Source organism: Kosakonia sp. ML.JS2a (assembly GCF_025642095.1).
GTDB lineage: Bacteria > Pseudomonadota > Gammaproteobacteria > Enterobacterales > Enterobacteriaceae.
Genome location: NZ_CP106754.1, coordinates 5,093,227 through 5,118,016, shown reverse-complemented (window position 1 = coordinate 5,118,016; position 24,790 = coordinate 5,093,227). Strand labels below are relative to the sequence as shown.

Sequence of the window (24,790 nt, the reverse complement as noted above, 5' to 3'; positions counted from 1 at the left end):
TCAGGTTAAGTGATAACACGTCTGTGAGGGCAGCATGGCAACCGGGGTCGCATTTCTGCACGTTTACTGCACAAAAAATGTGGTCTAATAGTGGCGTGATTCAACACTATCCAGGGAGAGAATATGCGCCATCCGGTTGACGTTTTTATTGGCAAAGTCAGGGATTATGCAGGGAGTCGGCCCAGCGCCATCGCCAAATTGCAGGTTGAAGGTGAACTGATGCTTACCGGCACCGGGCTTGCAGGAGATGAGCAGGCTGAACAGAGTTACCACGGCGGTCCGGATCGCGCGCTGTGCCACTATCCACGCGAGCATTATGCGTGGTGGGCTGCGCGTTTCCCTGAGCAGGCATCGCTGTTTTGCGCCCCGGCGTTTGGCGAAAACCTTTCCACCACGGGGCTGACTGAGCAAACGGTATTTATTGGCGATATTTTTCGTTGGGGTGATGCACTCATCCAGGTGACGCAGCCGCGCTCCCCCTGTTTTAAACTCAATTTCCATTTTGCTATTAGCGATATGGGGGCGCAGATGCAGGCAAGTGGCAAAGTTGGCTGGCTCTATCGGGTGATTGCAGCGGGAAGGGTAGCCACAGATGCACCGCTGGAGCTGGCATCCCGGCTGAGCGACGTCAGCGTATATGATGCTGCGGCCATCGCCTGGTATCAGCCGTTTGATGATGCACAATATCACCGTTTATTGTCGGCGGCGGGGCTATCGGTAAGCTGGACGCGTACGATGCAGAATCGGCGTATTCACGGCAAAATTGAAGATAATTCCCGGCGACTGTGGGGAAAATAGCAAGGTAGCGCCCCCTCCTTGAAGGAGAGGGCGTATGGCTAAGCGCGTTTGTACAACGGTAGCCAGAGCGTTAAGCGTAAACCGCCCAGCGGGCTATCGTCGGCTTTGACCCAGCCGCGATGCTGCTGGATAGCCGTTTCCACGATCGCCAGCCCCAGACCTGTACCACCGGATTCCCGGTCCCGGGCTTCGTCGGTACGGTAGAACGGGCGGAAAATCTGCTCCCGATCCTCCGGGCTGACGCCAGGGCCGTCGTCATCAACGTTAATGGTGATGCCGTCTTTATCGACGGCAAAACTCACTTCGATTTTGCTGTGCGAGTAGCGCAGCGCATTACGCACGATGTTTTCCAGCGCGCTTTCCAGCGCGTTCGGGTTGCCATACAGCGGCCACGGACCGGGCGGGAAGCTGACCGTCAGGGATTTACCCATCTGTTCTGCTTCGAAAGCGGCGTTATCCAGTACCTCTTTCCACATCTGGTTGGCTTTGACCGTTTCGCTCACCAGCGCGTTTTTCTGTTGATTCCGCGACATCACCAGCAGGTCGTTGATCATGCCATCCAGCCGCTGCGCCTCGGTTTCGATGCGCTCCAGCTCTTTGCTTTCACCGCTGCGGCGGCGCAAAAGCGCGGTACCCAGTTGTAAGCGAGTGAGCGGTGTGCGTAACTCATGCGAGATATCAGACAACAGACGCTGTTGCGCTGTCATCATTCGTTCCAGCGCTGTCACCATCTGGTTAAAACTGGCCCCGGCGGCAAGGAATTCCTGCGGCCCGGCTTCCAGTTCTGGGTGCTGTCGTAAGTTGCCCTGTGCGACTTCATCCGCCGCGTTTTTCAGCTTACGCGCGGGTTTCGCCAGGCTCCACGCCAGCCATAGCAGCAGCGGCGAGCTGATCAGCATCGTGACGATCAGCAATAACAACGGGCGGTCAAACAGCAGGTTGATAAAGTCAGACTGTGAACTGCCGGCGGGGCGTATCAGGTAGAGTTGGTAATTGTCTTCCCCGTCACGTACGGAGAACGGCCCGACCATTTCGACCCGGCCATACTTTTTCTTCTGCGGATGATCAGAGTTATCCGCCTGGCCGATAAAGTTACGTATTATCTGCATTTCGTTGCGTTCGGCGCCGATGACGCGCCCTTCGCTAGTGACTAGCAACAGGCGCTGACCCGGCGGCGCCCATTTGTCGATAGCGCGGAAAAGCCTGCGCCACCACATCAGGTCGTTCGGCGGGTCATTAGCCAGCTCCGCTTCGACATGCTGTTCAATCATCACGCCCTGACGTTGTTCGCTGTCCAGCAGCTCCGTCATTTGACGGGAGTCCAGCTTTGGCACCATCAAGACCAGCATCAACACCAGTGCCAGCGTTAACCAGAAAATGGCGAAGATGCGGGCGGTCAGGCTGCCTATCATGAAGCGGAAACCATCAGATAACCGCGCCCGCGCAGGGTTTTAAACCACGGATGCCCATCTTTGCGATCCGGCAATTTGCGGCGCAAATTGGAAATGTGCATGTCGATGGCGCGATCAAACGGCGTTAAGCGTTTGCCGAGCACTTCCTGACTAAGATGTTCACGGGAAACCACCTGGCCGAGATGCTGCGCCAGCAGGTAGAGCAACGTGAATTCCGTCCCTGTTAGTTCCAGGGCGTGACCATCAAAGCTGGCTTCCTGGCGGCCCGGGTTCAGGCTTAGTGCATCCACTTCAAGCGTAGGGGAACCGTTATCGCTGTTTTGCTGCTGCTCACTCCAGTGGGAGCGGCGCAGAATCGCCCGGATACGCGCGACCAGCTCGCGATCGTTAAACGGTTTTGGCAGATAGTCATCCGCGCCCAGCTCAAGGCCGAGAACGCGATCAAGCTCGCTGCCGCGTGCAGTCAACATAATCACTGGCGTCTGGTGTGTCTGACGTAGCTCTTTAAGTGTATCGATACCGTTTTTCTTCGGCATCATTACGTCGAGCAAAAGCAAATCAATACTGTCATCGAGGAGGTCAAGCGCCTGTTCCCCATCGTGAGCAACGAGCACATTAAAACCTTCCATGTCGAGTAGCTCTTTTAACAGGGATGTAAGCTCTCGGTCATCATCTACTAAAAGAATTTTATTCATTGTTTAAATACCTCCGAGGCAGAAATTACGTCATCAAGAGTCGCTAATCCATGACTTTACGTTGTTTTACACCCCCTGACGCATGTTTGCAGCCTGAATCGTAGACTGATTCTCGTTGATACGCGATACGGAAATATTACTGGAGTAAATGATGCGCAAAGTTACCGCTGCCGTCATGGCCTCAACGCTGGCGTTAAGTACAGTTAGCCACGCCGCTGAAGTCGTAACAGGCGATAACTGGCATCCCACTGATGGAATTGCGCAGCGCAGTGTTCAGAGCCATATGTTCGACGGTATTAATTTGACCGAACATCAGCGTCAGCAGATGCGGGATCTGATGAGACAGGCGCGGCACGATCAGCCTCCAGTTAATGTTAGCGAAATGGAGACAATGCACAGCCTTGTCACCGCAGAAAAATTTGATGAAAACGCTGTGCGCGCTCAGGCGGAAAAAATGGCGCAGGAACAGGTAGCCCGTCAGGTTGAAATGGCAAAGGTCCGCAACCAGATGTACCACCTGCTCACGCCGGAGCAGCAAGCGGTTTTAAACCAGAAGCATCAGCAACGGATGGAACAACTGCGCGATGTGGCGCAGATGCAGCAAAGTTCCCCGTCGACAGTATTGAGTAGTAGCAGTACCCGGTATTACCAGTAACAAACCCTGTTTTCCTTGCCATAGACACCATCCCTGTCTTCCCCCTCATGATGAGGGGGTTTTTTTTGCCTGCCATTCCACCGCTTAATTTAGCCATTACTGCTGTTTGCCTTCCGTTATAATTCCCGCAGGACAAACAGGAGCGTTTATGAATCAATCCTATGGGCGGCTGATAACCCGTGCGGCGATAGCGGCGACAGTCATGGCATCGTCACTTCTTATCATTAAACTCTTTGCCTGGTGGCTCACCGGTTCCGTCAGTATCCTGGCGGCACTGGTGGATTCGTTGGTGGATATTGCTGCGTCGTTGACCAACTTGCTGGTGGTGCGGTACTCGTTACAGCCAGCGGATGAAGAGCACACTTTCGGCCACGGGAAAGCGGAGTCGCTGGCGGCGCTGGCGCAAAGTATGTTTATTTCCGGTTCGGCGTTATTCCTGCTGTTAACCGGTATTCAGCATCTCGCAAGCCCCAGTCCGCTCAATGCCCCTGGCATTGGTGTTGCGGTCACGGTGATTGCGCTGATTAGTACTGTGATACTGGTCACTTTTCAGCGTTGGGTTGTGCATAAAACCCGGAGCCAGGCCGTGCGGGCGGATATGCTTCATTATCAGTCTGATGTTATGATGAACAGCGCAATTCTCATCGCGCTGGGTCTGTCGTGGTATGGCTGGCATCGGGCGGACGCATTATTTGCGTTGGGTATTGGCGTCTATATTTTGTATAGCGCGTTACGTATGGCGTATGAAGCGGTTCAGGCATTGCTGGATCGCGCATTACCGGATGAAGAACGTCAGGAAATTTTCGGGATCGTTACCGCATGGCCTGGCGTCAGTGGCGCTCACGATCTTCGCACGCGGCAGTCAGGGCCGACCCGCTTTATTCAAATTCATTTAGAAATGGAAGATAACCTGCCGCTGGTTCAGGCGCATCTCATTGCTGAACAGGTAGAGCAGGCGATTCTGCAACGTTTTCCGGGATCGGATGTGATTATTCATCAGGATCCCTGCTCGGTAGTACCTCAAGGACGATAAGCCATTTTACGCTTTCGTATTTCGATGTAAAAAAGTGAGCCAGGCCAGCTTTTTGTGTATAAATTACCACCATTTGGGCTGACCTGAATCAATTCAGCAAGCAAGGATTGATATACTATTTGCATCATAGTTGTTCGCTCCCGTCGGGGAGTCGCTTCGGGCCACAGAATTTTATTTTGCATTCCTTAGTTCAGAGGTAGTCATGATTAAAAAAATCGGTGTGTTGACAAGTGGCGGTGATGCGCCAGGCATGAATGCCGCTATCCGCGGTGTCGTCCGTGCAGCATTGACAGAAGGTCTGGAAGTTGCAGGTATCTATGATGGTTACCTCGGCCTGTACGAAGACCGCATGATCCAGCTCGACCGTTACAGCGTGTCGGACATGATCAACCGCGGCGGTACATTCCTGGGCTCCGCTCGCTTTCCGGAGTTCCGTGAAGAGCATATCCGCGCCGTGGCTATTGAGAACATGAAAAAACGCGGTATCGACGCGCTGGTGGTTATCGGCGGCGACGGTTCCTACATGGGTGCGAAGCGCCTGACTGAAATGGGCTTTCCGTGCATCGGGTTGCCGGGCACCATCGATAACGACGTTGCGGGTACGGACTACACCATCGGTTATTTCACTGCGCTGCAAACCGTGGTTGAAGCGATTGACCGTCTGCGCGACACCTCTTCTTCTCACCAGCGTATCTCCATCGTTGAAGTGATGGGCCGTTACTGCGGCGACCTGACGCTGGCTGCGGCAATTGCGGGTGGTTGTGAGTTTATCGTTCTGCCGGAAGTGGAATTCAACCGTGAAGACCTGGTGTCAGAAATTAAAGCCGGTATCGCGAAAGGTAAGAAACACGCGATCGTGGCTATCACTGAACACATCTGCGACATCGACGAACTGGCGAAGTACATCGAAAGCGAAACGGAGCGTGAAACGCGTGCCACCGTGCTTGGTCACATCCAGCGCGGCGGTTCTCCGGTACCTTACGACCGTATTCTGGCTTCCCGCATGGGCTCTTACGCCATCGAACTGCTGCTGCAGGGCTACGGCGGTCGTTGCGTAGGTATCCAGAACGAGAAAATGGTTCACCACGACATTATCGACGCCATCGAAAACATGAAGCGCCCGTTCAAAGGCGACTGGCTGGATTGCGCGAAGAAACTCTACTAAGTGTGAAAACGCCCTCGACGACCGGGGGCGTTTTTTTACCTCTCAATATTCCCCAAAGTTATAGCCAATCTTTTTTTATTCTTTATTCATTGAATCTCTTTCTGGCACTCTGGCCACATCAAAATGCATAACCTTAAGAGAGTGGGCGATGAATAAATGGGGCGTGGGAATAACTTTACTGCTGGCTTCAGCCAGCGTTCTGGCGAAGGATATCCAGTTATTAAACGTGTCTTACGATCCAACGCGCGAGCTGTACGAACAGTACAACAAAGCGTTTAGCGCGCACTGGAAACAAGAGACGGGCGACAATGTGGTGATTCGCCAGTCTCATGGCGGTTCGGGCAAGCAAGCGACCTCGGTCATCAACGGTATCGAAGCCGATGTGGTCACACTGGCGCTGGCCTATGACGTAGACGCTATTGCGGAACGTGGCCGCATTGATAAAAACTGGATCAAGCGCCTGCCGGATAACTCCGCGCCTTACACCTCAACCATCGTTTTCCTGGTGCGTAAAGGCAACCCGAAACAGATTCATGACTGGAACGATCTGATTAAACCGGGCGTTTCCGTTATCACGCCGAACCCGAAAAGCTCTGGTGGCGCGCGCTGGAACTATCTGGCGGCTTGGGGTTACGCCCTGCACCAGAACGGCGGCGATCAGGCTAAAGCGCAAGAGTTCGTCAAGGCGCTGTTTAAAAACGTGGAAGTGCTGGACTCCGGCGCACGCGGCGCAACCAACACCTTTGTTGAACGCGGTATCGGCGATGTGCTGATTGCGTGGGAAAACGAAGCGCTGCTGGCGACCAATGAACTGGGTAAAGACAAGTTTGAAATTGTCACGCCGAGCGAATCGATCCTCGCCGAACCGACCGTCTCCGTCGTAGATAAAGTGACCGAGAAAAAAGGCACCGAAAAAGTCGCAGAAGCCTACCTGAAGTATCTCTACTCGCCGGAAGGCCAGGAGATCGCCGCGAAGAACTTCTACCGTCCGCGCGATCCGCAAGTGGCGGCGAAGTATGCCAATGCCTTCCCGAAACTGAAGCTCTTCACCATTGATGATGAGTTTGGCGGCTGGACCAAAGCGCAGAAAGAGCACTTCTCCAACGGCGGCACCTTCGATCAAATCAGTAAACGTTAATCTCCCCTACACATCGCCCTCTTAGGAGGGCGATGTCGTTTTTAGCCTGCGTAAAATCCAGGATTTCCGACTTCCCCGGCGTTTTGCGCTATCATTCCGGTTCTTTCAGCAAAGGAAGCGGAAATATGAAAACAGCTCGTCGCATCGCGATTGCTCTGCTGGTGGTGGCATTACTGGCAGGCGCGGGAGCAGGGTACTGGTTCACAAGCAACGGCAACCCGGATGCGTTACGCCAGATAGTCACCGAACAGTGTCTGCCGAATGCCCGTGAACACAATTCACCGGAACCTTGTGCGCAGGTGAACCTGAAAAGCGGCTATGTACTGATGAAAGACCGCAACGGACCATTGCAGTTTCTGCTGATGCCGACTTACCGCATTAACGGTATGGAAAGTCCGTTACTGTTGGATCCCAACACGCCGAACTTCTTCTGGCAGGCCTGGCAGTCCCGTGATGTGTTGAGCAAAATGCGCGGCAGCCAGGTGCCGGACAACGCCATCTCTCTGACCATCAACTCGCGTACCGGACGCACACAGAACCATTTCCATATTCATATTTCCTGCCTGCGCCCGGATGTGCGCGCACAGCTTAATGACAATGCGACCCGTATCAGCAGCCAGTGGCTTGAATTCCCGGGCGGCCTGCTCGGTCACACCTATCTGGCGCGGCGCGTAACGGAAGCGGAACTGGTACAGCGCAGTCCGTTTTTGATGCTGGCGGAAGAGGTGCCGGAAGCCAAAGCGCATATGGGACGCTTTGCGTTGGCGATGGTGCAACAGGCCGATGATTCCTTTGTGTTGCTGGCAACGGAACGAAACTGGCTGGCGCTTAACCGCGCTTCAGCTGAGGAAATACAGGATCATCAATGCGATATCCTGAAATAACCCCACCATAATTCGCGTTTACTCCTCCTGCCTGTCGCCGTAGACTTGCTGAAAAAATCTACAGGAGACAGGCATGTCATTCTGGCTAACACACCCTCTGTTCCTTCCCTCTGCGATTGTCGGCATCACCATTGTGTTGTGGGCCACCTCGCTGTTACCTGAGTTTATTACCGCGCTGCTGTTCTTTGCGGCGGCAATGGTGGCGAAAATCGCCCCGCCGGACGTGATTTTCGGTGGTTTTGCCTCGTCGGCGTTCTGGCTGGTTTTTAGCGGGTTTGTGTTAGGCATCGCTATCAGGAAAACCGGTCTGGCGGATCGCGCGGCAAGGGCGCTCTCGTCGAAACTGACCACATCATGGCTGCACATGGTCGCCAGCGTTGTTCTGCTGAGCTATGCGCTGGCGTTTGTCATGCCGTCAAATATGGGGCGTATTGCACTGCTGATGCCGATTGTCGCGGCCATGGCGGCGCGGGCGGGCATCCTCGAAGGCACTCGTGCCTGGTACGGGTTGGCGCTGGCGGTCGGGTTTGGCACGTTCCAGCTTTCCGCCACCATCCTGCCTGCTAACGTACCGAACCTGGTGATGAGCGGCGCAGCGGAAGGCTCCTACGGTATTCACCTGAATTATTTACCCTATCTGCTGTTGCACACGCCGGTGCTCGGCATTCTGAAAGGAATGATCCTGATTGGCCTGATTTGCTGGCTCTTTCCGGGCCAGCCGCAGGCTCCGCGTGAGCATACCGCGTCTGAGCCGATGAGCCGGGAAGAGAAGCGGCTGGCCTGGCTGCTGGCGGTGGTATTGACGATGTGGGTTACGGAGAGCTGGCACGGTATTGGCCCGGCGTGGACAGGGCTTGCAGCAGCCTGCGTGACTTTACTGCCGCGCGTTGGCTTTATTAACGGCGATGAGTTTTCCAGCGGGGTGAATATCCGCACCTGTATCTATGTTGCGGGGATTCTCGGCCTGGCAATCACGGTGACGCAAACCGGGATCGGTAGCGCGGTAGGGGAAGCATTACTGCATGTGATGCCGCTTGATCCTGCAAACCCGTTTACCAACTTCCTCGCGCTGACCGGCATTACGACGGCGCTCAATTTTATTATGACGGCTAATGGCGTGCCGGCGTTATTTACCACCCTGGCGCAGAGTTTTTCCGAGGCCACCAGTTTCCCGCTGCTGTCGGTGATTATGATCCAGGTATTGGGGTATTCCACGCCGCTGTTGCCGTATCAGGCGTCGCCGATTGTGGTGGCGATGGCGTTGGGTAAAGTGCCTGTGCGTGCGGGGATGCTGCTGTGTTTTGCGCTGGCGCTGGTGACGTATCTGGTATTGTTACCACTGGATTACGCGTGGTTTAGCGTACTGGGGAAACTGTAAAACAATACCCTCTCCCGAGTGGGAGAGGGTAAACAGGATTACGCCTGTTTTGCTGCTTCTGCGGCTTTCACGATCACGGCAAATGCGTCAGCTTTCAGAGAAGCGCCGCCAACCAGTGCGCCGTCAATGTCCGGCTGGGTGAACAGCTCTGCTGCGTTGCCTGCGTTTACGGAACCGCCGTACTGAATGATCACTTGCTCAGCCACTTTCGCGTCTGCTTTGGCAATGTGGTCACGGATAAATTTGTGAACAGCCTGCGCCTGCGCAGGAGTTGCGGATTTGCCGGTACCGATAGCCCAAACCGGTTCGTAAGCAATGACTGCGCCTTCGAACGCGCTCGCGCCCTGCGTTTTCAGTACTGCGTCGATCTGGCGTGCGCACACTTCTTCCGTTTTACCGGCTTCGTTTTCTGCTTCGGTTTCACCGATGCACAGAACCGGGGTCAGACCGGCTGCTTTCAGCACCGCGAATTTTTTGGCGATGAATTCATCAGATTCCGCGTGGTAAGTACGACGCTCAGAGTGACCGATGATGATGTATTTCGCGCCAATATCTTTCAGCATTTCGGCAGAGGTTTCACCGGTGAATGCGCCAGACAGGTTAACGTCAACGTTCTGCGCGCCCAGTACGATGTGGCTACCATCAGCAGCATGTTTAGCCAGATCCAGGTACATTTCCGGCGGCGCAATTGAAACGGCGCAGCCCGTTACGCCAGCCAGCTCGGTACGCAGGTTAGCAACCAGTTCGTTTACCATGTGGCGGCTGCCGTTCAGTTTCCAGTTACCCATCACTAAAGGATGTCGCATTTTTACTCTCCACGCGCTTGGCGAATTAAGGAATATGGCCGCCCCTCAGGGCAGCATGGTCTGTGAAACAGTATAGAGATTCATCCCCTGAAAGGCTTTGCTTTTTGTCATTTATTGTTGTCTTCGAGGGCCTCAGATAGCGCCAGCTTAATCGGTTCAACAGCGAAGGTCAGCCCCTTTTCGCCGTTATCTGCCACCACATAGCGAACCGGGCCTTCCGTTTCGGCGTAGTAAGGTTTGCTTTTGCCGTTAGTCAGCAACTTTTGCAGCTTTTGCATACTTTGCGCCGCCGTTAGCGTGGGCGTGAATGCGCGAATAAACGCCGCCATATACTCCTGTGCTTTGGCTTTCGCCGCCTTCTGTTCCGGGCCTTGTACCGGTAGCCAGGTTATCTGCATGGATTTGATTTTCAACGTGCCGCGTTCCAGCGCTGTAGACGCGTAGAGGCTCTCGTTAATCTTTGTCGCTGCTCGCGTCAGGTTCTGATCGCTGCCGTCCACGGCGCGAAATTCGCTCAGCGCCAGCGTGGGATTATCGGTATTAAACCGCTCACGGAACTGGCTGATCGATTGATCAAAGGTAGGTGCGCCCGGCAGTAAATAGGGCGCTGTCGCCGCGGCTGGCGCGTCTTCCGCCATAACGGGCGAACAAAAGATCAGCGTTGAGAATAGCAGCCAAACCTGGTAACGCCATGCTTTCATGAACATCGCCCTCTGTACAGTTTGCTCACGATTAAAACGATAACCGACTGGCTTGTCAAAAACTCCCGCCTCCAGGGTAAACTACGCAGCATTACGATAATAAGGAACCATACATGGGTATACAGCAGTGGTTGTTTTCATTTAAAGGGCGTATAGGGCGCCGTGACTTTTGGATCTGGATTGTACTCTGGCTTCTCAGCATGACCGTTTTATTTGCACTGGCGAACGGGGGAATGCTCGATTTCCAGATGGCGGCCTTTATCCTGGTGTGCCTGATCTGGCCGACGACTTGTGTGATGGTGAAACGCCTGCACGATAGAGGACGCCACGGCGCGTGGGGACTATTAATGGTGCTGGCGTGGATGCTGCTTTCCGGGAACTGGGCAGTCCTCAGCGGTACACTGGAATGGGCAGTGGGTCGCCTGATCCCGGTGGTGATTATCGTGATGATGTTGATTGACCTGGGTGCGTTTATCGGCACCCAAGGGGAAAACAAATACGGTAAGCAGACGCTGGATGTGAAGTACCGCTGATCACCAGTAATGTTCCGCAGTGATATGTCCCGGTCGGCGGCGAAGATGCTTCGTCATCTGCCGGGTCTCTTTCAGCAGTTGCGTGGTATCGCGCACCATCTGCGGGTTGCCGCACAGCATCACGTGACTGTTCCCGGCGTTCATTGGCAACCCGACCGCGTCTTCCAGCGCGCCGTTTTCAATGAGTGCCGGCACCCGCCCGGTCAGGGAACCTGAAATGGTCTCCCGGCTGACCACGGTCTGAATGCGTAATTTTCCTTCGTAGCGTTTTTGCAGCTCAAGCATTAACGGCAAATAGCTTAAATCCGCCGCATAGCGTACTGCATGCACCAGCACCAGATTTTTAAAGCGTTCGAGGTCTTTGCCTTCTTGCAGAATCGACAGATATGGCCCAATCGCCGTGCCGGTTGCCAGCATCCACAGGGTTTCGCAGTCCGGCACTTCTTCCAGCACAAAGAATCCCGCAGCTTCGCTCACCACCAGCACTTCATCTCCTGGCTGTAAGGCCGCAAGACGCGGGCTGAGTTTGCCTTCAGGAACAATAACAAGATAGAACTCAAGATCGGGGTTGCCTGGCGCATTAACGTATGAATAGGCACGCTGTACGCGCTCGCCGTCAATTTCCAGTCCAAGTTTGGCGAATTGCCCGGCGGTGAAGGGAAGAACGGGGGCATGAACGGTGAGACTAAATAATGCGTCGGTCCAGAACTGCACCTTTGTGACTTTGCCTGTTACCCAGTCCGCCATGGTTATCTCCTGTTCTGTTGCGTTGCCTTATCTTCGTGTCAACAAGCGAAGATTTCCAGCCCATCCGGGCCGGAAAGCTCAATTGAACAAATACCCTTACAGTATATGACGCTGTACTTCAGGGTCTTTGCGATCCAGATAATGAATGGATTGAATACGGCGAATCGTGCGCGATTTGCCGCGGATCAGCAGCGTTTCGGTGGTGGCGATATTCCCTTTGCGGGTAATACCATCCAGCAGATCGCCTTTGGTGATGCCGGTGGCGGAAAAAATCACGTTGTCGCTGCGCGCCATATCATCCAGACGCAGGACGTTACCGGCTTCAATGCCCATACCACGGCAGCGTTTTAATTCATGTTCACCAATGCGGCGGTTCTCTTCGCTATCACCTTTAACCTGGTGGCGCGCCAGCAAGCGCCCTTGCATGTCGCCATCGAGCGCACGGATCACCGCAGCGGACACCACTCCTTCCGGTGCGCCGCCAATGCCATACAGCACGTCCACTTCGCTATCCGGCATACAGGTGAGAATCGACGCTGCGACGTCGCCATCCGGGATAGCAAAAACACGTACGCCCAGCGTTTGCATCTCGGCGATAGTGGCATCGTGGCGGGGTTTGGCCAGAATGGTGACCGTCAGTTCGCTCAGCGGTTTGTTCAGCGCGGCAGCGACATTACGCAGGTTATCCGCCAGTGGCAGATTCAGGTCGATAGCGCCTTTTGCGCCCGGACCGACAATCAGCTTTTCCATGTACATATCCGGTGCGTTCAGGAAGCAGCCTTTATCGCCCACTGCCAGTACCGCCAGCGCGTTTGCCTGACCCATGGCGGTCATGCGCGTGCCTTCAATGGGATCGACGGCGATATCCACCGCATCACCCTTGCCGGTTCCCACTTTCTCACCGATAAACAGCATCGGGGCTTCGTCGATTTCCCCTTCGCCAATCACAATGGTTCCGTCGATATTGACCTGATTGAGCATAATGCGCATAGCGTGCACCGCTGCGCCGTCCGCGGTGTTTTTATCGCCGCGTCCCAGCCACTTATAGCCCGCCAACGCGGCGGCTTCGGTAACCCGGGAGAATTCGATGGCAAGTTCTCGTCTCATAACAAACTCTACAGTGAAAGAAATTGAGCGAAGTTTATCACAGCGAGCGAGGGAGGGTTGATTGGGCATAGCCCTCTCCCCGTTGGAGAGAGGGCATCTGTTACTGCGGGTTATTCGTCGTGATCTTCCCACGCCAGCGCACGTTTAACGGCTTTTTTCCAGCCGTTGTAACGGACGTTACGCTCGGTGGTTTCGATGCCCGGGCGGAATTCGCGCTCGATCACCGCTTTTTCCTGCAGCTCATCCAGATTCTGCCAGAAACCGACCGCCAGACCGGCGAGGTATGCCGCGCCAAGTGCGGTGACTTCACGCACTTCCGGGCGTTCCACGCGGGTGCCGAGGATATCGGACTGGAACTGCATCAGGAAGTTGTTCGCCACTGCGCCGCCATCCACACGCAGCGCGTGCAAACGAATGCCGGAGTCAGCCTGCATTGCTTCCAGTACATCGCGAGTCTGATAAGCAATAGATTCCAGCGTCGCACGGATGATGTGGTTTGAGTTGACGCCGCGGGTCAGACCGAAGATCGCGCCACGTGCATACGGGTCCCAGTACGGTGCGCCCAGACCGGTAAAGGCCGGTACGACATACACGCCGTTGGTGTCTTTCACTTTGGTGGCGAAATATTCAGAGTCGAAGGCATCGCTAATCAGCTTCATCTCGTCACGCAGCCACTGAATGGACGCACCCGCCATAAACACAGCGCCTTCCAGCGCATAGTTCACTTCGCCTTTCGGGCCGCAACCGATGGTGGTCAGCAGGCCGTGTTCCGATTTCACCGCTTTCTCACCGGTGTTCATCAGCATAAAGCAGCCGGTGCCGTAGGTGTTTTTCGCCATCCCTTCTTTCACGCACAGTTGGCCGAACAGCGCTGCCTGCTGGTCACCGGCAATACCGGCGATAGGAATACGTGTACCGCCTTTACCGCCGATGTTGGTCTGACCATACACTTCGGACGATTTACGCACTTCCGGCAGCATGGCGCGCGGGATATCCAGCGCTTCCAGCATTTTGTCATCCCAGTCCAGCTCGTGGATGTTGAACAGCATGGTGCGCGAGGCGTTGGTGTAATCCGTAACATGTACGCGGCCCTGGGTCATTTTCCAGATAAGCCAGGTATCCACGGTACCGAACAGCAGTTCACCGCGTTTTGCGCGTTCACGGGAGCCTTCCACGTGGTCGAGGATCCACTTCACTTTGGTGCCGGAGAAGTACGGGTCAACCACCAGACCGGTGGCGTTGCGCACGTACTCTTCCATGCCGTCGCGCTTCAGTTTCTCGCAAATATCCGCCGTACGGCGGCACTGCCAGACGATGGCGTTGTAAATCGGCTTGCCGGTTTCGCGTTCCCAGACAATCGTGGTTTCACGCTGGTTAGTAATGCCGATAGCGGCAATTTCATCGGAATTGATATCGGCTTTGGCTAGCACTTCCACCAGCGTAGAGCTTTGCGATGCCCAGATTTCCATCGGATCGTGCTCAACCCAGCCTGGCTTCGGGTAAATTTGTTCAAATTCGCGCTGTGAAACGCTGATGATGTTGGCGTCATGATCCATCACAACGGCGCGGGAGCTGGTAGTGCCCTGGTCGAGCGCAACGATATATTTTTTGTCAGTCATGGTTATGTTCCCGTAGTCACATTACAGCGAAGCTTTTTGTTGAGTCGTGGATGCGGTGCCTTTTTCTTCCGCCGCCACACTGGTATTTGACGGCAGATGGCGACCAATCAGTTTACGGTAACCAAATGCGCCGAGCGCCGCGCCTACGATCGGCCCGAACAGCGGGACGAGGAAGTAGGGAATATCTTTGCCGCCGGTAAAGGCGACATTGCCCCAGCCTGCCAGCCAGGCGAATGCTTTCGGTCCGATGTCACGCGCCGGGTTCATGGCGAAGCCGGTCAGCGGGCCCATCGACGCGCCGATAACAGCAATCAACAGACCGATCAGCAACGGTGCCAGCGGGCCACGCGGAATGCCGTTGCCATCATCGCCTAACGCCAGAATTACGCCCATCAGGACGGCGGTGATCACCATCTCAACGGCGAAGGCCTGCACAAAATTGATGTGCGGGTTGGGGTAAGTAGAGAAAATACCAGCCAGATCAAGACTTTCAACACTGCCGCGCACCATATTGTGCGTTTGTTCAAAGTCGAGGAAAAGATTGTAGTAAAGCCCGTAAACAAGTGCAGCCGCGCAAAACGCGCCGGCAAACTGAGAAATAATAAACGGAACAACTTTACGTCCGTCAAAACTCGCGAAGAGCCACAATGCAATGGTAACTGCCGGGTTAAGATGCGCGCCGGAAACCCCTGCGGTCAGGTAAATGGCCATTGCCACGCCCAGACCCCAAATGATACTGATTTCCCACTGGCCAAAGGTAGCTCCCGCCACTTTTAGCGCTGCGACACAGCCCACACCGAAGAAAATCAACAACCCGGTGCCGAGAAACTCGGCGATGCACTGGCCTTTTAAGGTTGATGTTTGACTCATAATCGGATCCTGCAAAAAGTTTAGTGGTTATTGTTAGCACGGAGGCCGAAGACCACCATGGTGTCGTGTAGACACAGTGTTAATTTATCGTTAACGAGCAAAAACGAGAAATATCGAAATCAAAATGTGTGTACTGCGTCAATAAAATGAGCGTTTTCGCGCGATGATGCGCGTTTTTGCACCATGAGGAAGTGTGAGCTGAATCATTTTTGTAACCTGGGTATTAACAATTTAGAGGTAGATGCCTTTCTTGCACCAGGAGCAGGCTGAAAAGTGTTGCAAAGCGCAAACAGCGCGGCTCTGCGCTGGACAGGGGCTGGTGGGCTTCATACAATCGGTAACAAGCAAATATGCTCATATTCATAAGGCGTCACCGGTATTCGGGACGAGGATTTTGTAAGACACGAATAATTCGAGCGGCAGGAGAGCCAACCCCCTGCAACTTGAAAGATGAAGTGTATATCCATCAACGCCTTGCAACTCAGGAGAGGTATGACAATGTCATTAGAAGTGTTTGAGAAACTGGAAGCAAAGGTGCAGCAGGCGATTGATACCATCACGCTGTTGCAGATGGAAATCGAAGAGTTGAAAGACAAGAACAACAGCCTGACGCAGGAAATTCAGTCCGCGCAGCAGGGTCGTGAAGAGCTGGAGCGCGAAAACAATCAATTAAGAGAGCAACAGCACGGCTGGCAGGAACGTCTGCAGGCGCTGCTGGGCCGCATGGAAGAAGTCTGATTACGATCCGGGTCGGGTAAGCGAAGCGCCGCCAGACGCGGAGAAATAAGAAGGGCGCCCTCAGGCGCCCTTTCTTTTACTCGATATCCAGTGGGTCTTCCGACAGGATAATGCCGGTGTTGTCGGCGTACAGATGGTCGCCGGAGAAGAAGGTCACACCGCCAAAATTGACGCGGACATCGCTTTCGCCAATGCCTTCGCCTGCGGCGCCAACCGGGATTGCAGCAATCGCCTGAATGCCGATATCCAGTTCTTCAAGGTCGTCCACCTGGCGCACCGCGCCGTAGACCACAATGCCTTCCCATTCGTTTTGCACCGCAGTGCGGGCAAGATCGGCGTCAATTAACGCGCGACGTACGGAACCGCCGCCGTCGACCAGCAGGATGCGACCACGGCCATTCTGTTCGAGCAGATCGTACAGCAACCCGTTATCCTCGAAACATTTCACCGTGATGATTTGTCCGCCAAAAGACGACCGTCCACCAAAATTGGAGAACAGCGGTTCCACGACGTTGATCTCTTCCTGGTAGATATCACAAAGCTCAGAGGTATCGTATTTCATAGGCTTAACGTTCAGTTGCGACGAGAGTTGTCAGTATATCGCGCATCGCGCGCTGTTGGCAAAATCATCAATTGTTAATTGACATTAATCAGTTAAAAATGCGTCTGACTGAGGATAATTCCAACTACAAACAACAGGTTAGTTAACAGTGCGCCTTTTACCGTGCGTTCCAGCATCGGCGGCATCGCCCGTGGGTCGAGCTCACGCAGCACAAAACGCGCCTGTTTTATCAGCAGCGGTGCGGCAAGAATAAACAGCCACCCCCATGCGCTGTGCAGTGACAGCAGATTAAACAATGCCAGGCATAACAGCGCGCCCACCAGTAAACCCGCGTGGTAACGGCGAGCATTGATCGGCCCTAAACGCACCACCAGCGTATTTTTACCGTTTTCACGGTCGCTATCGATATCGCGCAGGTTGTTGATATTCAATACCGCTGTGGCCAGCAGGCCGCAGGCTGTTGCTGGCAGGATCACGGCGGGAACCAGCATATGCGTTTGCAGATACCAGCTACCAATGACGCTCAGCCAGCCAAAGAAAATCAGCACTGACACATCGCCAAGGCCAATATAGCCGTAAGGGCGTTTGCCGATGGTGTAGGTGATGGCGGCGATAATTGAGAGTCCACCCAGCACCAGAAAACCGATAAAATCGGCCATTGTCTGGGTGGCAGCGGTGACCAGCAGCAGCCCGGCGATGCAGCTCAGGATGATGATAATTATCAGCGCGCGCTTCATTTGCTCGAGGGAAATCGCCCCTTTTTGCATGCCGCGCAATGGTCCGATACGGTCTGGCTTATCGCTGCCTTTGACCGCGTCGCCATAATCGTTGGCGAGATTAGAGAGAATTTGCAGCAGTCCGGCGGTGATCAGCGCGAGTACGGCGACCAGCGGATCAAAAAAGCCCTGCCACCAGGCCAGCACCGTACCGACGACAATGGCGGCAAACGCCAGCGGTAATGTTTTCGGTCGCAGGCTTTCCAGCCAGGCTTGAGTACGGCTCAGAGTTTGCGTTTCGTTCATAAATTAGGCCAACAAAAATGGGGGCATAAGCCCCCATCGAATGTGATGAAAACGTTGTGGCGATGATTATAAGATAAAACGGCTCAGATCTTCATCTGCCACTAAAGCATCAAGATGTTTACTCACATAGTCGGCATCAATGATGATCGTCTCGCCGCCCAGATCGCTGGCGTCATAGGAGATATCTTCCATCAGGCGTTCCAGCACGGTATGCAAACGGCGAGCGCCGATGTTTTCCGTGGTTTCGTTCACCTGCCAGGCCGCCTGCGCGATGCGTTTGATCCCGTCGTCAGTGAAGTCGATATTCACGCCTTCGGTCGCCATCAGCGCTTTGTACTGTACGGTAACCGATGCGTTCGGCTCGGTGAGGATGCGCTCGAAATCTTCTGCGGTCAGCGCCTGCAGTTCAACACGGATCGGCAAACGGCCTTGCAGTTCCGGGATGAGATCCGACGGGCTGGCAATCTGGAATGCGCCGGAAGCGATAAACAGAATATGGTCGGTTTTGACCATGCCGTGTTTCGTCGATACGGTGCAGCCTTCCACCAGCGGCAGCAGGTCGCGCTGTACGCCTTCGCGGGAGACATCCGGTCCTGAGGTATTACCGCGCTTGCAGATTTTGTCGATTTCGTCGATAAACACGATCCCGTGTTGTTCAACGGCGTCGATAGCCTCTTGTTTCAACTCTTCCGGGTTGACCAGCTTCGCAGCTTCCTCTTCAATCAGCAGCTTCATCGCATCTTTGATTTTCAGCTTGCGCGGCTTCTGCTTCTGACCGCCCAGATTCTGGAACATCGACTGAAGCTGATTGGTCATCTCTTCCATGCCCGGAGGCGCCATGATTTCGACACCCATCGGCGCAGCGGCGAGGTCGATCTCAATCTCTTTGTCGTCGAGCTGGCCTTCACGCAGTTTTTTGCGGAAAGACTGACGCGCCGCAGAAGGTTCTGCGGGCTGCTCTGGCTGGCCCCAGTTGTTTTTTGCTGGTGGGATCAGCACATCGAGAATGCGCTCTTCTGCCATTTCTTCTGCGCGGTAGCGGTTTTTCTCGATCGACTGAATACGCACCATTTTAACGGCGGCATCGGTCAGATCGCGGATGATCGAATCTACTTCTTTGCCGACATAGCCTACTTCGGTGAACTTTGTCGCTTCGACTTTGATAAACGGCGCATTGGCGAGTTTTGCCAGACGACGGGCGATTTCGGTTTTACCGACACCGGTCGGGCCGATCATCAGAATGTTTTTTGGTGTCACTTCATGGCGCAGCTCTTCATCGAGCTGCATACGACGCCAGCGGTTACGCAGAGCAATCGCCACTGAACGCTTGGCAGCGTCCTGGCCGATAATGTGCTTGTTCAGTTCGCTGACGATTTCGCGTGGGGTCATTTCAGACATGGGAGATCCTTACGCTTCAGAGGATAATTCTTCGATGGTATGGAAGTGGTTGGTATAGATGCAGATATCGCCTGCAATATCCAACGCCTTCTCAGCAATTTCACGCGCGCTCAGTTCGGTATTTTCCAGCAGCGCACGTGCCGCAGCCTGGGCATAAGGCCCACCGGAACCAATGGCGATCAGATCATTTTCTGGCTGCACCACGTCGCCGTTGCCGGTGATGATGAGCGACGCCGTTTCATCAGCCACGGCCAGCAACGCTTCCAGCTTGCGCAGCATGCGATCGGTACGCCAGTCCTTTGCCAGTTCGACAGCCGCTTTCACCAGATGTCCCTGGTGCATTTCCAGTTTACGTTCGAACAGTTCAAACAGCGTGAAGGCGTCGGCGGTGCCACCGGCAAAGCCAGCGATCACTTTGTCGTGATACAGGCGACGGACTTTTTTCACGTTGCCTTTCATTACCGTGTTGCCCAGTGTGGCCTGGCCATCACCAGCGATAACGACATGGCCGTTACGGCGTACGCTTACTATTGTTGTCACGAGCAGACCCCTTGGTTACAAATGCAGAATACAGACCCCGCAACAGTGTGCGGGGCAGATTGCAATTATAGATGGGGGAGATTTTGGGGGTTTCAACCCCCGGCAGCGAGACGGATGCAGTTTGTGTGGCCGGCCATTTTCAGGCGGCTAATGGTGGAGTCGGCATTCTCTTTGCCTTTCACCGGGCCTATCACGACGCGGTTCCAGCCGTTGTTAGCGGTAATGCGCGAGTCAAACCCTTCAAACGCCAGTTGCGCGCGAACGGTTTCGGCTTGATCCTGGCCTTTAAACGATCCGCACTGCACCAGCCAGCGACGATCATCTTTTTTCTCTGCCGTTTGCTGCTGTTTTGGCGCTTCCACCTCATGCGTGACAGGCGCGGCCTGCTGCGTTTTGGGCTGCGCCGCCGTGTTGTGCGGCGGGGTTTGCAACAGATCCTGATACGGCTGTGACGTCGTAGCCGGTTTCTGCTGCTGCGTCTGACGCGGCGCCGTTGTGGCTGGCGCTGTGGTTTGCGCTGTACGCGCAGGTTGCTGAACCGGTTGTTCAGTTACGCGTGGCTGCGTACGCGGCTGCTGCACGGGCTGTGTTTGCGCCCATTGCTGCTGCTGTTGCATCTGCACCTGCTGCTGCGCCTGACGCTGGCGTTGCAATGTTTGCTGACGCTGCTCCGCAGTTTGCTCGTTCCACGGCACTTCGTTGAGCTGCGTTGGCTGCTGGCGCATATCCGCCTGCATTTGCGCTAACAACTGGCGTTGTTCATCAGTGAGCTGATCCGGATTTTTCACTTCACCACCGGCTGAAGGCTCCGTGGGGGCAAGTACGCCAGGCTGGCGGCTTTCCAGTTCCTTGATATAGCGCCAGCGCTCTTCCGGTTTTGGGGGTAAACCGTTACCGGCGACTTTTTGGTTTTGCAGCGATTCGGATTCTTCTTTTTTGTGGTGCGTAATGAAGTACAGACCACCGATAAAGGCAACCAGCACGGCGGCCGCGATGGCGACCATGGCTGGAGAGACCGCAGACTTGCTGCGTTGCTTGTTCCTTGAGCTACTCTTTTTGCGCCGCGAAGGAGCCGACTGGCTGCCGCGGCGTACATAATCTCGTTGTGCCACTATCGTTGTTTCGCTGTCTTTATTTCGTTTATCAGCTCGCCATGTTACTTAAGCGACGGGCTTTTGACCAGAAGCGGGAGTCTGAAAGCCCCGGCTTTACTTCAGTGCCTGGGTTGACCCACGCAGAATCAGTTCGCAATCCAACAGACGCGATCCGCTGCTGACGTTATGGCCTTGCAGTTGCTCGAGCAGCAATAGCATCGATTCGCGGCCAATGTCGTAGCGCGGCTGTGCAACGGTGGTCAGCGGCGGATCGCAGAACTCCGACAGTGAAATGTTATCAAAGCCGATGATGGATAAATCCTGCGGCACTCTCAGTCCGCGGCGTTTGGCTTGCGAGAGCGCGCCGAGCGCCATGACATCGCTATGGCAGAAGACTGCCGTTGGCGGTTTCGGCAGCGTCATTAACTGCTCCAGTGCATGAGCGCCCGCTTCGAAGGTGAAATCGCCGCGTGCAATATAATGGGGATCGACGACCACGCCTGAGCGACGCAGCGCTTGCACGTATCCCTGCAACCGATAGTGGCACAGCGGCATCTCTTCCGGCCCGGCGATACAGCCAATCAGATGATGTCCCTGTTCCTGCAGATAATTGACGGCGTTAAATGCGGCGGTCAGGTTATCAATGTGAACCGTCGGCAGTTCCAGTTCGGGAGCAAACTCATTCGCCATTACCATTGGCGGTAAATTGCGTTGCTCCTCAATGCTGGCATCAAAGGGCAGACGCGAACCCAGCAGCAGCATGCCGTCGATTTGCTTGGTGATAATCAGGTCGATAAAGGTCTTTTCCTGCTGATTCTGATGGGCGCAATCGCCAATCAACACCAAGTAACCGTGTTCAGCCGCAGCAACTTCAATCCCGCGAATAATTTCGCTGAAAAAGGGATCGCAGATATCCGGCACAATCACCAGGATGGTCCGGGATTCATTGCGTTTAACGTTGCGTCCCATCGACTGGGGCAAATAGCCCACTTCCATCGCCGCTTGCTCAACCCGGTTGCGGGTTGCTTGCGACACTTTATCCGGGTTCATTAACGCACGGGATACGGTTGCCGTAGATACCTTTGCTTTCATGGCAACATCTTTCATGGTCGCAGCCGCAACCTGATTTTTGGGTTTCACCTTGTTCTCCTCGCATGCACGGCGCAGGCGTAGTCACATTTTTATCAGATAGTTAAGCCCATCGGTTACAGAATTTTCATGAAAAGTGTGATGAAAGTTGAATTTTACGCGCTGCCTCGCAGCATTAGCCTTCGATAGGGTCGACATCCAGCACCCATTTCACCCGGCGCGCTTCCGGTAGGGTATTCACGAGCGCCAGCGCGCCGTTAACAATATGCTGTAGACGAACGCGGGAAGGGTGCTGCAACAGGATTTGCCAGCGGTATCGCCCGGCGCGTTTGGCTGCCAGCGCGGGAACCGGTCCAAGGATCCACAACGGGTCATCCGCCAGCGGGCTGGCCTGCAGCAGGTTTCTCAACTGCTGTAAAAAGAGGGGGGCGTGCTGGTTGTTCTGATCTTCGGCGCGGATCAGCACATGGCTGGTCCACGGCGGTAATTGCAGAGTTTGCCGCTCCGCCAGCGCCTGTTCAGCAAAGGTGTCATAGCCTTTATGCAGCAATGTCAGCAAGAGCGGATGTTCCGGATGGTGTGTTTGCAACACTACCTCACCCTGTTTCCCGGCGCGGCCTGCGCGACCGGATACTTGGGTATAAAGCTGGGCGAAGCGTTCGGCTGCGCGGAAATCCGCCGAAAACAATGCGCCATCCACATCCAGCAGTGCGACCAGCGTGACATCCGGAAAGTGGTGACCCTTCGCCAACATCTGAGTGCCAATAAGAATACGCGCGCCGCCACGGTGAACTTCGGCAAGATGCTGCTCCAGTGCCCCTTTACGGCTGGTGGTATCGCGGTCGATACGCGATACCGGCACACCCGGAAACAGTGGCGCCAGCGCTTGTTCCAGTTGCTCTGTGCCTAACCCCACAGGCAGCAAGTGCGTGGAGCCGCAGGAAGGACACTGGCGCGGCACAGGCCGCTGGCTATCGCAGTGGTGGCAGCGTAAATGCTGCTGCGCCTGGTGGAAGGTGTAATAGTGATCGCAGCGGGGGCATTCTGCTATCCAGCCGCAATCATGGCACAGCAGCGCCGGGGAAAAACCACGGCGATTAAGAAACAGGATCACCTGATTGCCCGCCTGCAGATGCTGGCGCATGCGGTTGATAAGGGCAGGCGCCAGCCCGGCCTGTAACTGCTGGCCTTTCATATCCAGCACATGCTGTGTCGCCGGGCGTGCGTTACCGGCGCGGCGGGTGAGTCGCAACAGATGGTATTTACGCATCCGGACGTTATACAGGGTTTCCAGCGCCGGGGTGGCGGAGCCGAGAATGATCGGGATTTGCTCGCTGTGGGCACGGTAAACGGCCAGGTCACGAGCGTGGTAGCGCCAGCCTTCTTGCTGTTTATAAGAGCTGTCGTGCTCTTCGTCGATAACGATCACGCCGAGGTTTTTAAACGGCGTAAACAGCGACGAACGCGTACCGATCACGATGGCGGCTTCGCCGCTTTTCGCTTTCTGCCACGTCACCAACCTTTCGCTGTCGTTCAGACCGGAATGCAGAACGTCAACGGGCGCGTTAAAACGCTCACGAAAACGGGCGATGGTTTGCGGCGTCAGACCGATTTCCGGCACCATCACCAGCGCCTGTTTACCCTGCGACAGTACGTTTTCCAACACACTTAAATAGACTTCTGTTTTGCCGGATCCGGTGACGCCTGCCAGCAGCCAGGCGGAGAAACGATCCGCCGCGCTATGAATAGCGCCCACCGCTGTGGCCTGTTCGGTGTTTAACCGCAGCCTGTCGCCGCTCACTGAGAAGCTGTTGCGCCAGTCGCTAAAGGTGGGCGCTTCGCTGTTCATCTCCGCCAGACCTTTCGCGCGCAATGCCTGTAAAGTGACGCTTTTAAGATCCAACGCGGCCAGCTGATGCTGCCAGATTTTTCCTTTACGCAGCGCCGATAACGCTTGCTGCTGTTTTGGCGACTTTACGCGGTTGATGTCCGTCGCCTGTCCCTGCTCGGTGGCGAACCAGTATCCCTGAAACTCCGCGCTGGCGGGCTTTGTTTGCCGCAGCAGAACGGGGAGGGCATTAAACAGCACATCGCCAATCGGATGATGATAATAATCCGCCGCCCACAATAGCAGTCGCCATACCGGCGGAGAAAATGCGGGTTCGCTGTCGAGCACCTCTTCGACGCGTTTTAACTCTGCGAGCGGCAATTCGCTTTTGTCGCTGATGGCCACCACAATGCCAACGCGGTGCTGCGTACCAAAAGGCACACGCACGCGGCATCCTGCGCTAACGGACATGTCATCCGGCAGCAGGTAGTCAAAGGTGCGGGGCAAAGGTACAGACAGCGCAACGTGGGCGACGGGCATCTCATCTTCCTGGCTTGAAAACTGGCGGGTTAGTATACACATTGTTAAGACTGGCGAGCTGATCAGTTTGCATGTGGTGGTTAATTTCTGTATGATTCGCCGCCTTTGGTGCGCTTTTGCAGCGCCGAAGATACACTTAAATATTAACTCGCGTGGTGTCTGGCGTTAGGGCTGGAAGAGCGACGCGGCCTTAAACTGAGGTTTCCCATGAAAAAAGGTATTCACCCGAATTACGTTGCTATTACTGCAACCTGTTCTTGCGGTAATGTGATCAAAACCCATTCTACCGTGGGTCACGACCTGAACCTGGACGTGTGCGGCAAATGTCACCCGTTCTTTACTGGTAAACAACGCGTAGTTGATACCGGTGGTCGTGTTGAGCGTTTCAACAAACGCTTCAGCATCCCGGGCAGCAAATAAGTTGCCAGAAAAAAAAGC

The 24,790-nt window shown here is 54.8% G+C and carries 25 protein-coding genes; 10 read left to right on the top strand and 15 right to left on the bottom strand.

All coding sequences use genetic code 11. The annotated features are described in order from the left end of the window. The first annotated feature begins 123 nt into the window (after positions 1-123). On the top strand, positions 124-798 hold the full coding sequence (gene yiiM / locus N7922_RS24135; RefSeq protein ID WP_263098600.1) for a 6-hydroxyaminopurine reductase: 675 nt from the start codon (positions 124-126) through the stop codon (positions 796-798). A 38-nt stretch (positions 799-836) separates the two neighbouring features. Here the strand turns inward: yiiM and cpxA are convergent, their stop codons facing one another. Beyond that, positions 837-2,210, bottom strand: a complete 1,374-nt coding sequence (gene cpxA, locus N7922_RS24130; RefSeq protein WP_263098599.1) for an envelope stress sensor histidine kinase CpxA — start codon at positions 2,208-2,210, stop codon at positions 837-839. Then, the gene (gene cpxR, locus N7922_RS24125) at positions 2,207-2,905 is read right to left on the bottom strand and encodes an envelope stress response regulator transcription factor CpxR (protein ID WP_263098598.1); all 699 of its coding nucleotides are present in this window, start codon (positions 2,903-2,905) and stop codon (positions 2,207-2,209) included. The genes cpxA and cpxR overlap by 4 nt, the downstream gene beginning before the upstream one ends. A gap of 151 nt (positions 2,906-3,056) precedes the next feature. Here cpxR and cpxP point away from each other — a divergent pair, with 151 nt between their 5' ends. The 6 genes from cpxP (at position 3,057) to N7922_RS24095 (ending at position 9,158) form a co-directional block, all read left to right on the top strand. Beyond that, positions 3,057-3,560, top strand: coding sequence for a cell-envelope stress modulator CpxP (gene cpxP / locus N7922_RS24120; RefSeq protein ID WP_263100998.1), 504 nt, complete (start codon positions 3,057-3,059; stop codon positions 3,558-3,560). Positions 3,561-3,708: 148 nt separating this feature from the next. Continuing rightward, positions 3,709-4,593: a CDF family cation-efflux transporter FieF gene (gene fieF, locus N7922_RS24115; RefSeq protein WP_263098597.1), complete on the top strand. Its 885-nt coding sequence runs from the start codon at positions 3,709-3,711 to the stop codon at positions 4,591-4,593. A 202-nt stretch (positions 4,594-4,795) separates the two neighbouring features. After that, positions 4,796-5,758 (top strand): 6-phosphofructokinase, encoded by a 963-nt coding sequence (pfkA, locus tag N7922_RS24110; protein ID WP_263098596.1) that lies wholly within the window; start codon positions 4,796-4,798, stop codon positions 5,756-5,758. Between the two features lie 148 nt (positions 5,759-5,906). Then, positions 5,907-6,896: a sulfate ABC transporter substrate-binding protein gene (locus N7922_RS24105; RefSeq protein ID WP_061499373.1), complete on the top strand. Its 990-nt coding sequence runs from the start codon at positions 5,907-5,909 to the stop codon at positions 6,894-6,896. Positions 6,897-7,021: 125 nt separating this feature from the next. Further along, complete coding sequence (locus N7922_RS24100) at positions 7,022-7,780, top strand: CDP-diacylglycerol diphosphatase (protein WP_263098595.1); 759 nt, start codon at positions 7,022-7,024, stop codon at positions 7,778-7,780. A 73-nt stretch (positions 7,781-7,853) separates the two neighbouring features. Next, on the top strand, positions 7,854-9,158 hold the full coding sequence (locus N7922_RS24095; RefSeq protein ID WP_263098594.1) for an SLC13 family permease: 1,305 nt from the start codon (positions 7,854-7,856) through the stop codon (positions 9,156-9,158). Positions 9,159-9,196: 38 nt separating this feature from the next. Here the strand turns inward: N7922_RS24095 and tpiA are convergent, their stop codons facing one another. Beyond that, on the bottom strand, positions 9,197-9,964 hold the full coding sequence (gene tpiA, locus N7922_RS24090; protein ID WP_263098593.1) for a triose-phosphate isomerase: 768 nt from the start codon (positions 9,962-9,964) through the stop codon (positions 9,197-9,199). Between the two features lie 107 nt (positions 9,965-10,071). Then, entirely contained in the window at positions 10,072-10,602 is a 531-nt protein-coding gene (locus N7922_RS24085; RefSeq protein ID WP_263100997.1) for a YiiQ family protein, read from the bottom strand. 176 nt (positions 10,603-10,778) lie between these two features. Here N7922_RS24085 and N7922_RS24080 point away from each other — a divergent pair, with 176 nt between their 5' ends. Further along, positions 10,779-11,198: a DUF805 domain-containing protein gene (locus N7922_RS24080; protein ID WP_263098592.1), complete on the top strand. Its 420-nt coding sequence runs from the start codon at positions 10,779-10,781 to the stop codon at positions 11,196-11,198. Here the strand turns inward: N7922_RS24080 and fpr are convergent, their stop codons facing one another. The 4 genes from fpr to N7922_RS24060 all read right to left on the bottom strand — a co-directional run bounded on the left by fpr (position 11,199) and on the right by N7922_RS24060 (position 15,541). Continuing rightward, positions 11,199-11,945 (bottom strand): ferredoxin--NADP(+) reductase, encoded by a 747-nt coding sequence (gene fpr, locus N7922_RS24075; protein ID WP_263098591.1) that lies wholly within the window; start codon positions 11,943-11,945, stop codon positions 11,199-11,201. Between the two features lie 96 nt (positions 11,946-12,041). After that, positions 12,042-13,052, bottom strand: coding sequence for a class II fructose-bisphosphatase (gene glpX / locus N7922_RS24070; protein ID WP_263098590.1), 1,011 nt, complete (start codon positions 13,050-13,052; stop codon positions 12,042-12,044). A 110-nt stretch (positions 13,053-13,162) separates the two neighbouring features. Continuing rightward, a complete protein-coding gene (glpK, locus tag N7922_RS24065; RefSeq protein ID WP_263098589.1) occupies positions 13,163-14,671 on the bottom strand; it encodes a glycerol kinase GlpK in 1,509 nt (502 codons plus the stop codon). A 21-nt stretch (positions 14,672-14,692) separates the two neighbouring features. Continuing rightward, complete coding sequence (locus tag N7922_RS24060; RefSeq protein WP_263098588.1) at positions 14,693-15,541, bottom strand: MIP/aquaporin family protein; 849 nt, start codon at positions 15,539-15,541, stop codon at positions 14,693-14,695. A gap of 492 nt (positions 15,542-16,033) precedes the next feature. On the opposite strand from N7922_RS24060, the gene zapB reads away from it, so the two are divergent. Continuing rightward, positions 16,034-16,279, top strand: a complete 246-nt coding sequence (gene zapB, locus N7922_RS24055; RefSeq protein ID WP_263098587.1) for a septal ring assembly protein ZapB — start codon at positions 16,034-16,036, stop codon at positions 16,277-16,279. Between the two features lie 76 nt (positions 16,280-16,355). Here zapB and rraA read toward each other — a convergent pair whose 3' ends face one another. From rraA to priA, 7 genes are all read right to left on the bottom strand, one after another. Then, on the bottom strand, positions 16,356-16,841 hold the full coding sequence (rraA, locus tag N7922_RS24050) for a ribonuclease E activity regulator RraA (protein WP_061499332.1): 486 nt from the start codon (positions 16,839-16,841) through the stop codon (positions 16,356-16,358). A 92-nt stretch (positions 16,842-16,933) separates the two neighbouring features. Then, positions 16,934-17,863 (bottom strand): 1,4-dihydroxy-2-naphthoate polyprenyltransferase, encoded by a 930-nt coding sequence (gene menA, locus N7922_RS24045; protein WP_263098586.1) that lies wholly within the window; start codon positions 17,861-17,863, stop codon positions 16,934-16,936. A 66-nt stretch (positions 17,864-17,929) separates the two neighbouring features. Continuing rightward, positions 17,930-19,261, bottom strand: a complete 1,332-nt coding sequence (hslU, locus tag N7922_RS24040) for an HslU--HslV peptidase ATPase subunit (protein WP_263098585.1) — start codon at positions 19,259-19,261, stop codon at positions 17,930-17,932. A gap of 9 nt (positions 19,262-19,270) precedes the next feature. Further along, the gene (gene hslV / locus N7922_RS24035; RefSeq protein ID WP_061499322.1) at positions 19,271-19,801 is read right to left on the bottom strand and encodes an ATP-dependent protease subunit HslV; all 531 of its coding nucleotides are present in this window, start codon (positions 19,799-19,801) and stop codon (positions 19,271-19,273) included. Between the two features lie 92 nt (positions 19,802-19,893). After that, positions 19,894-20,913, bottom strand: a complete 1,020-nt coding sequence (gene ftsN / locus N7922_RS24030) for a cell division protein FtsN (protein WP_263098584.1) — start codon at positions 20,911-20,913, stop codon at positions 19,894-19,896. A 96-nt stretch (positions 20,914-21,009) separates the two neighbouring features. After that, positions 21,010-22,035, bottom strand: coding sequence for a DNA-binding transcriptional regulator CytR (gene cytR / locus N7922_RS24025; RefSeq protein WP_263098583.1), 1,026 nt, complete (start codon positions 22,033-22,035; stop codon positions 21,010-21,012). Positions 22,036-22,159: 124 nt separating this feature from the next. Then, positions 22,160-24,352 carry a primosomal protein N' gene (gene priA / locus N7922_RS24020; protein ID WP_263098582.1) on the bottom strand — a complete coding sequence of 731 codons (2,193 nt, stop codon included), beginning with the start codon at positions 24,350-24,352 and terminating at the stop codon, positions 22,160-22,162. 207 nt (positions 24,353-24,559) lie between these two features. On the opposite strand from priA, the gene rpmE reads away from it, so the two are divergent. Then, on the top strand, positions 24,560-24,772 hold the full coding sequence (gene rpmE / locus N7922_RS24015) for a 50S ribosomal protein L31 (RefSeq protein ID WP_007369223.1): 213 nt from the start codon (positions 24,560-24,562) through the stop codon (positions 24,770-24,772). Positions 24,773-24,790 lie beyond the last annotated feature (18 nt).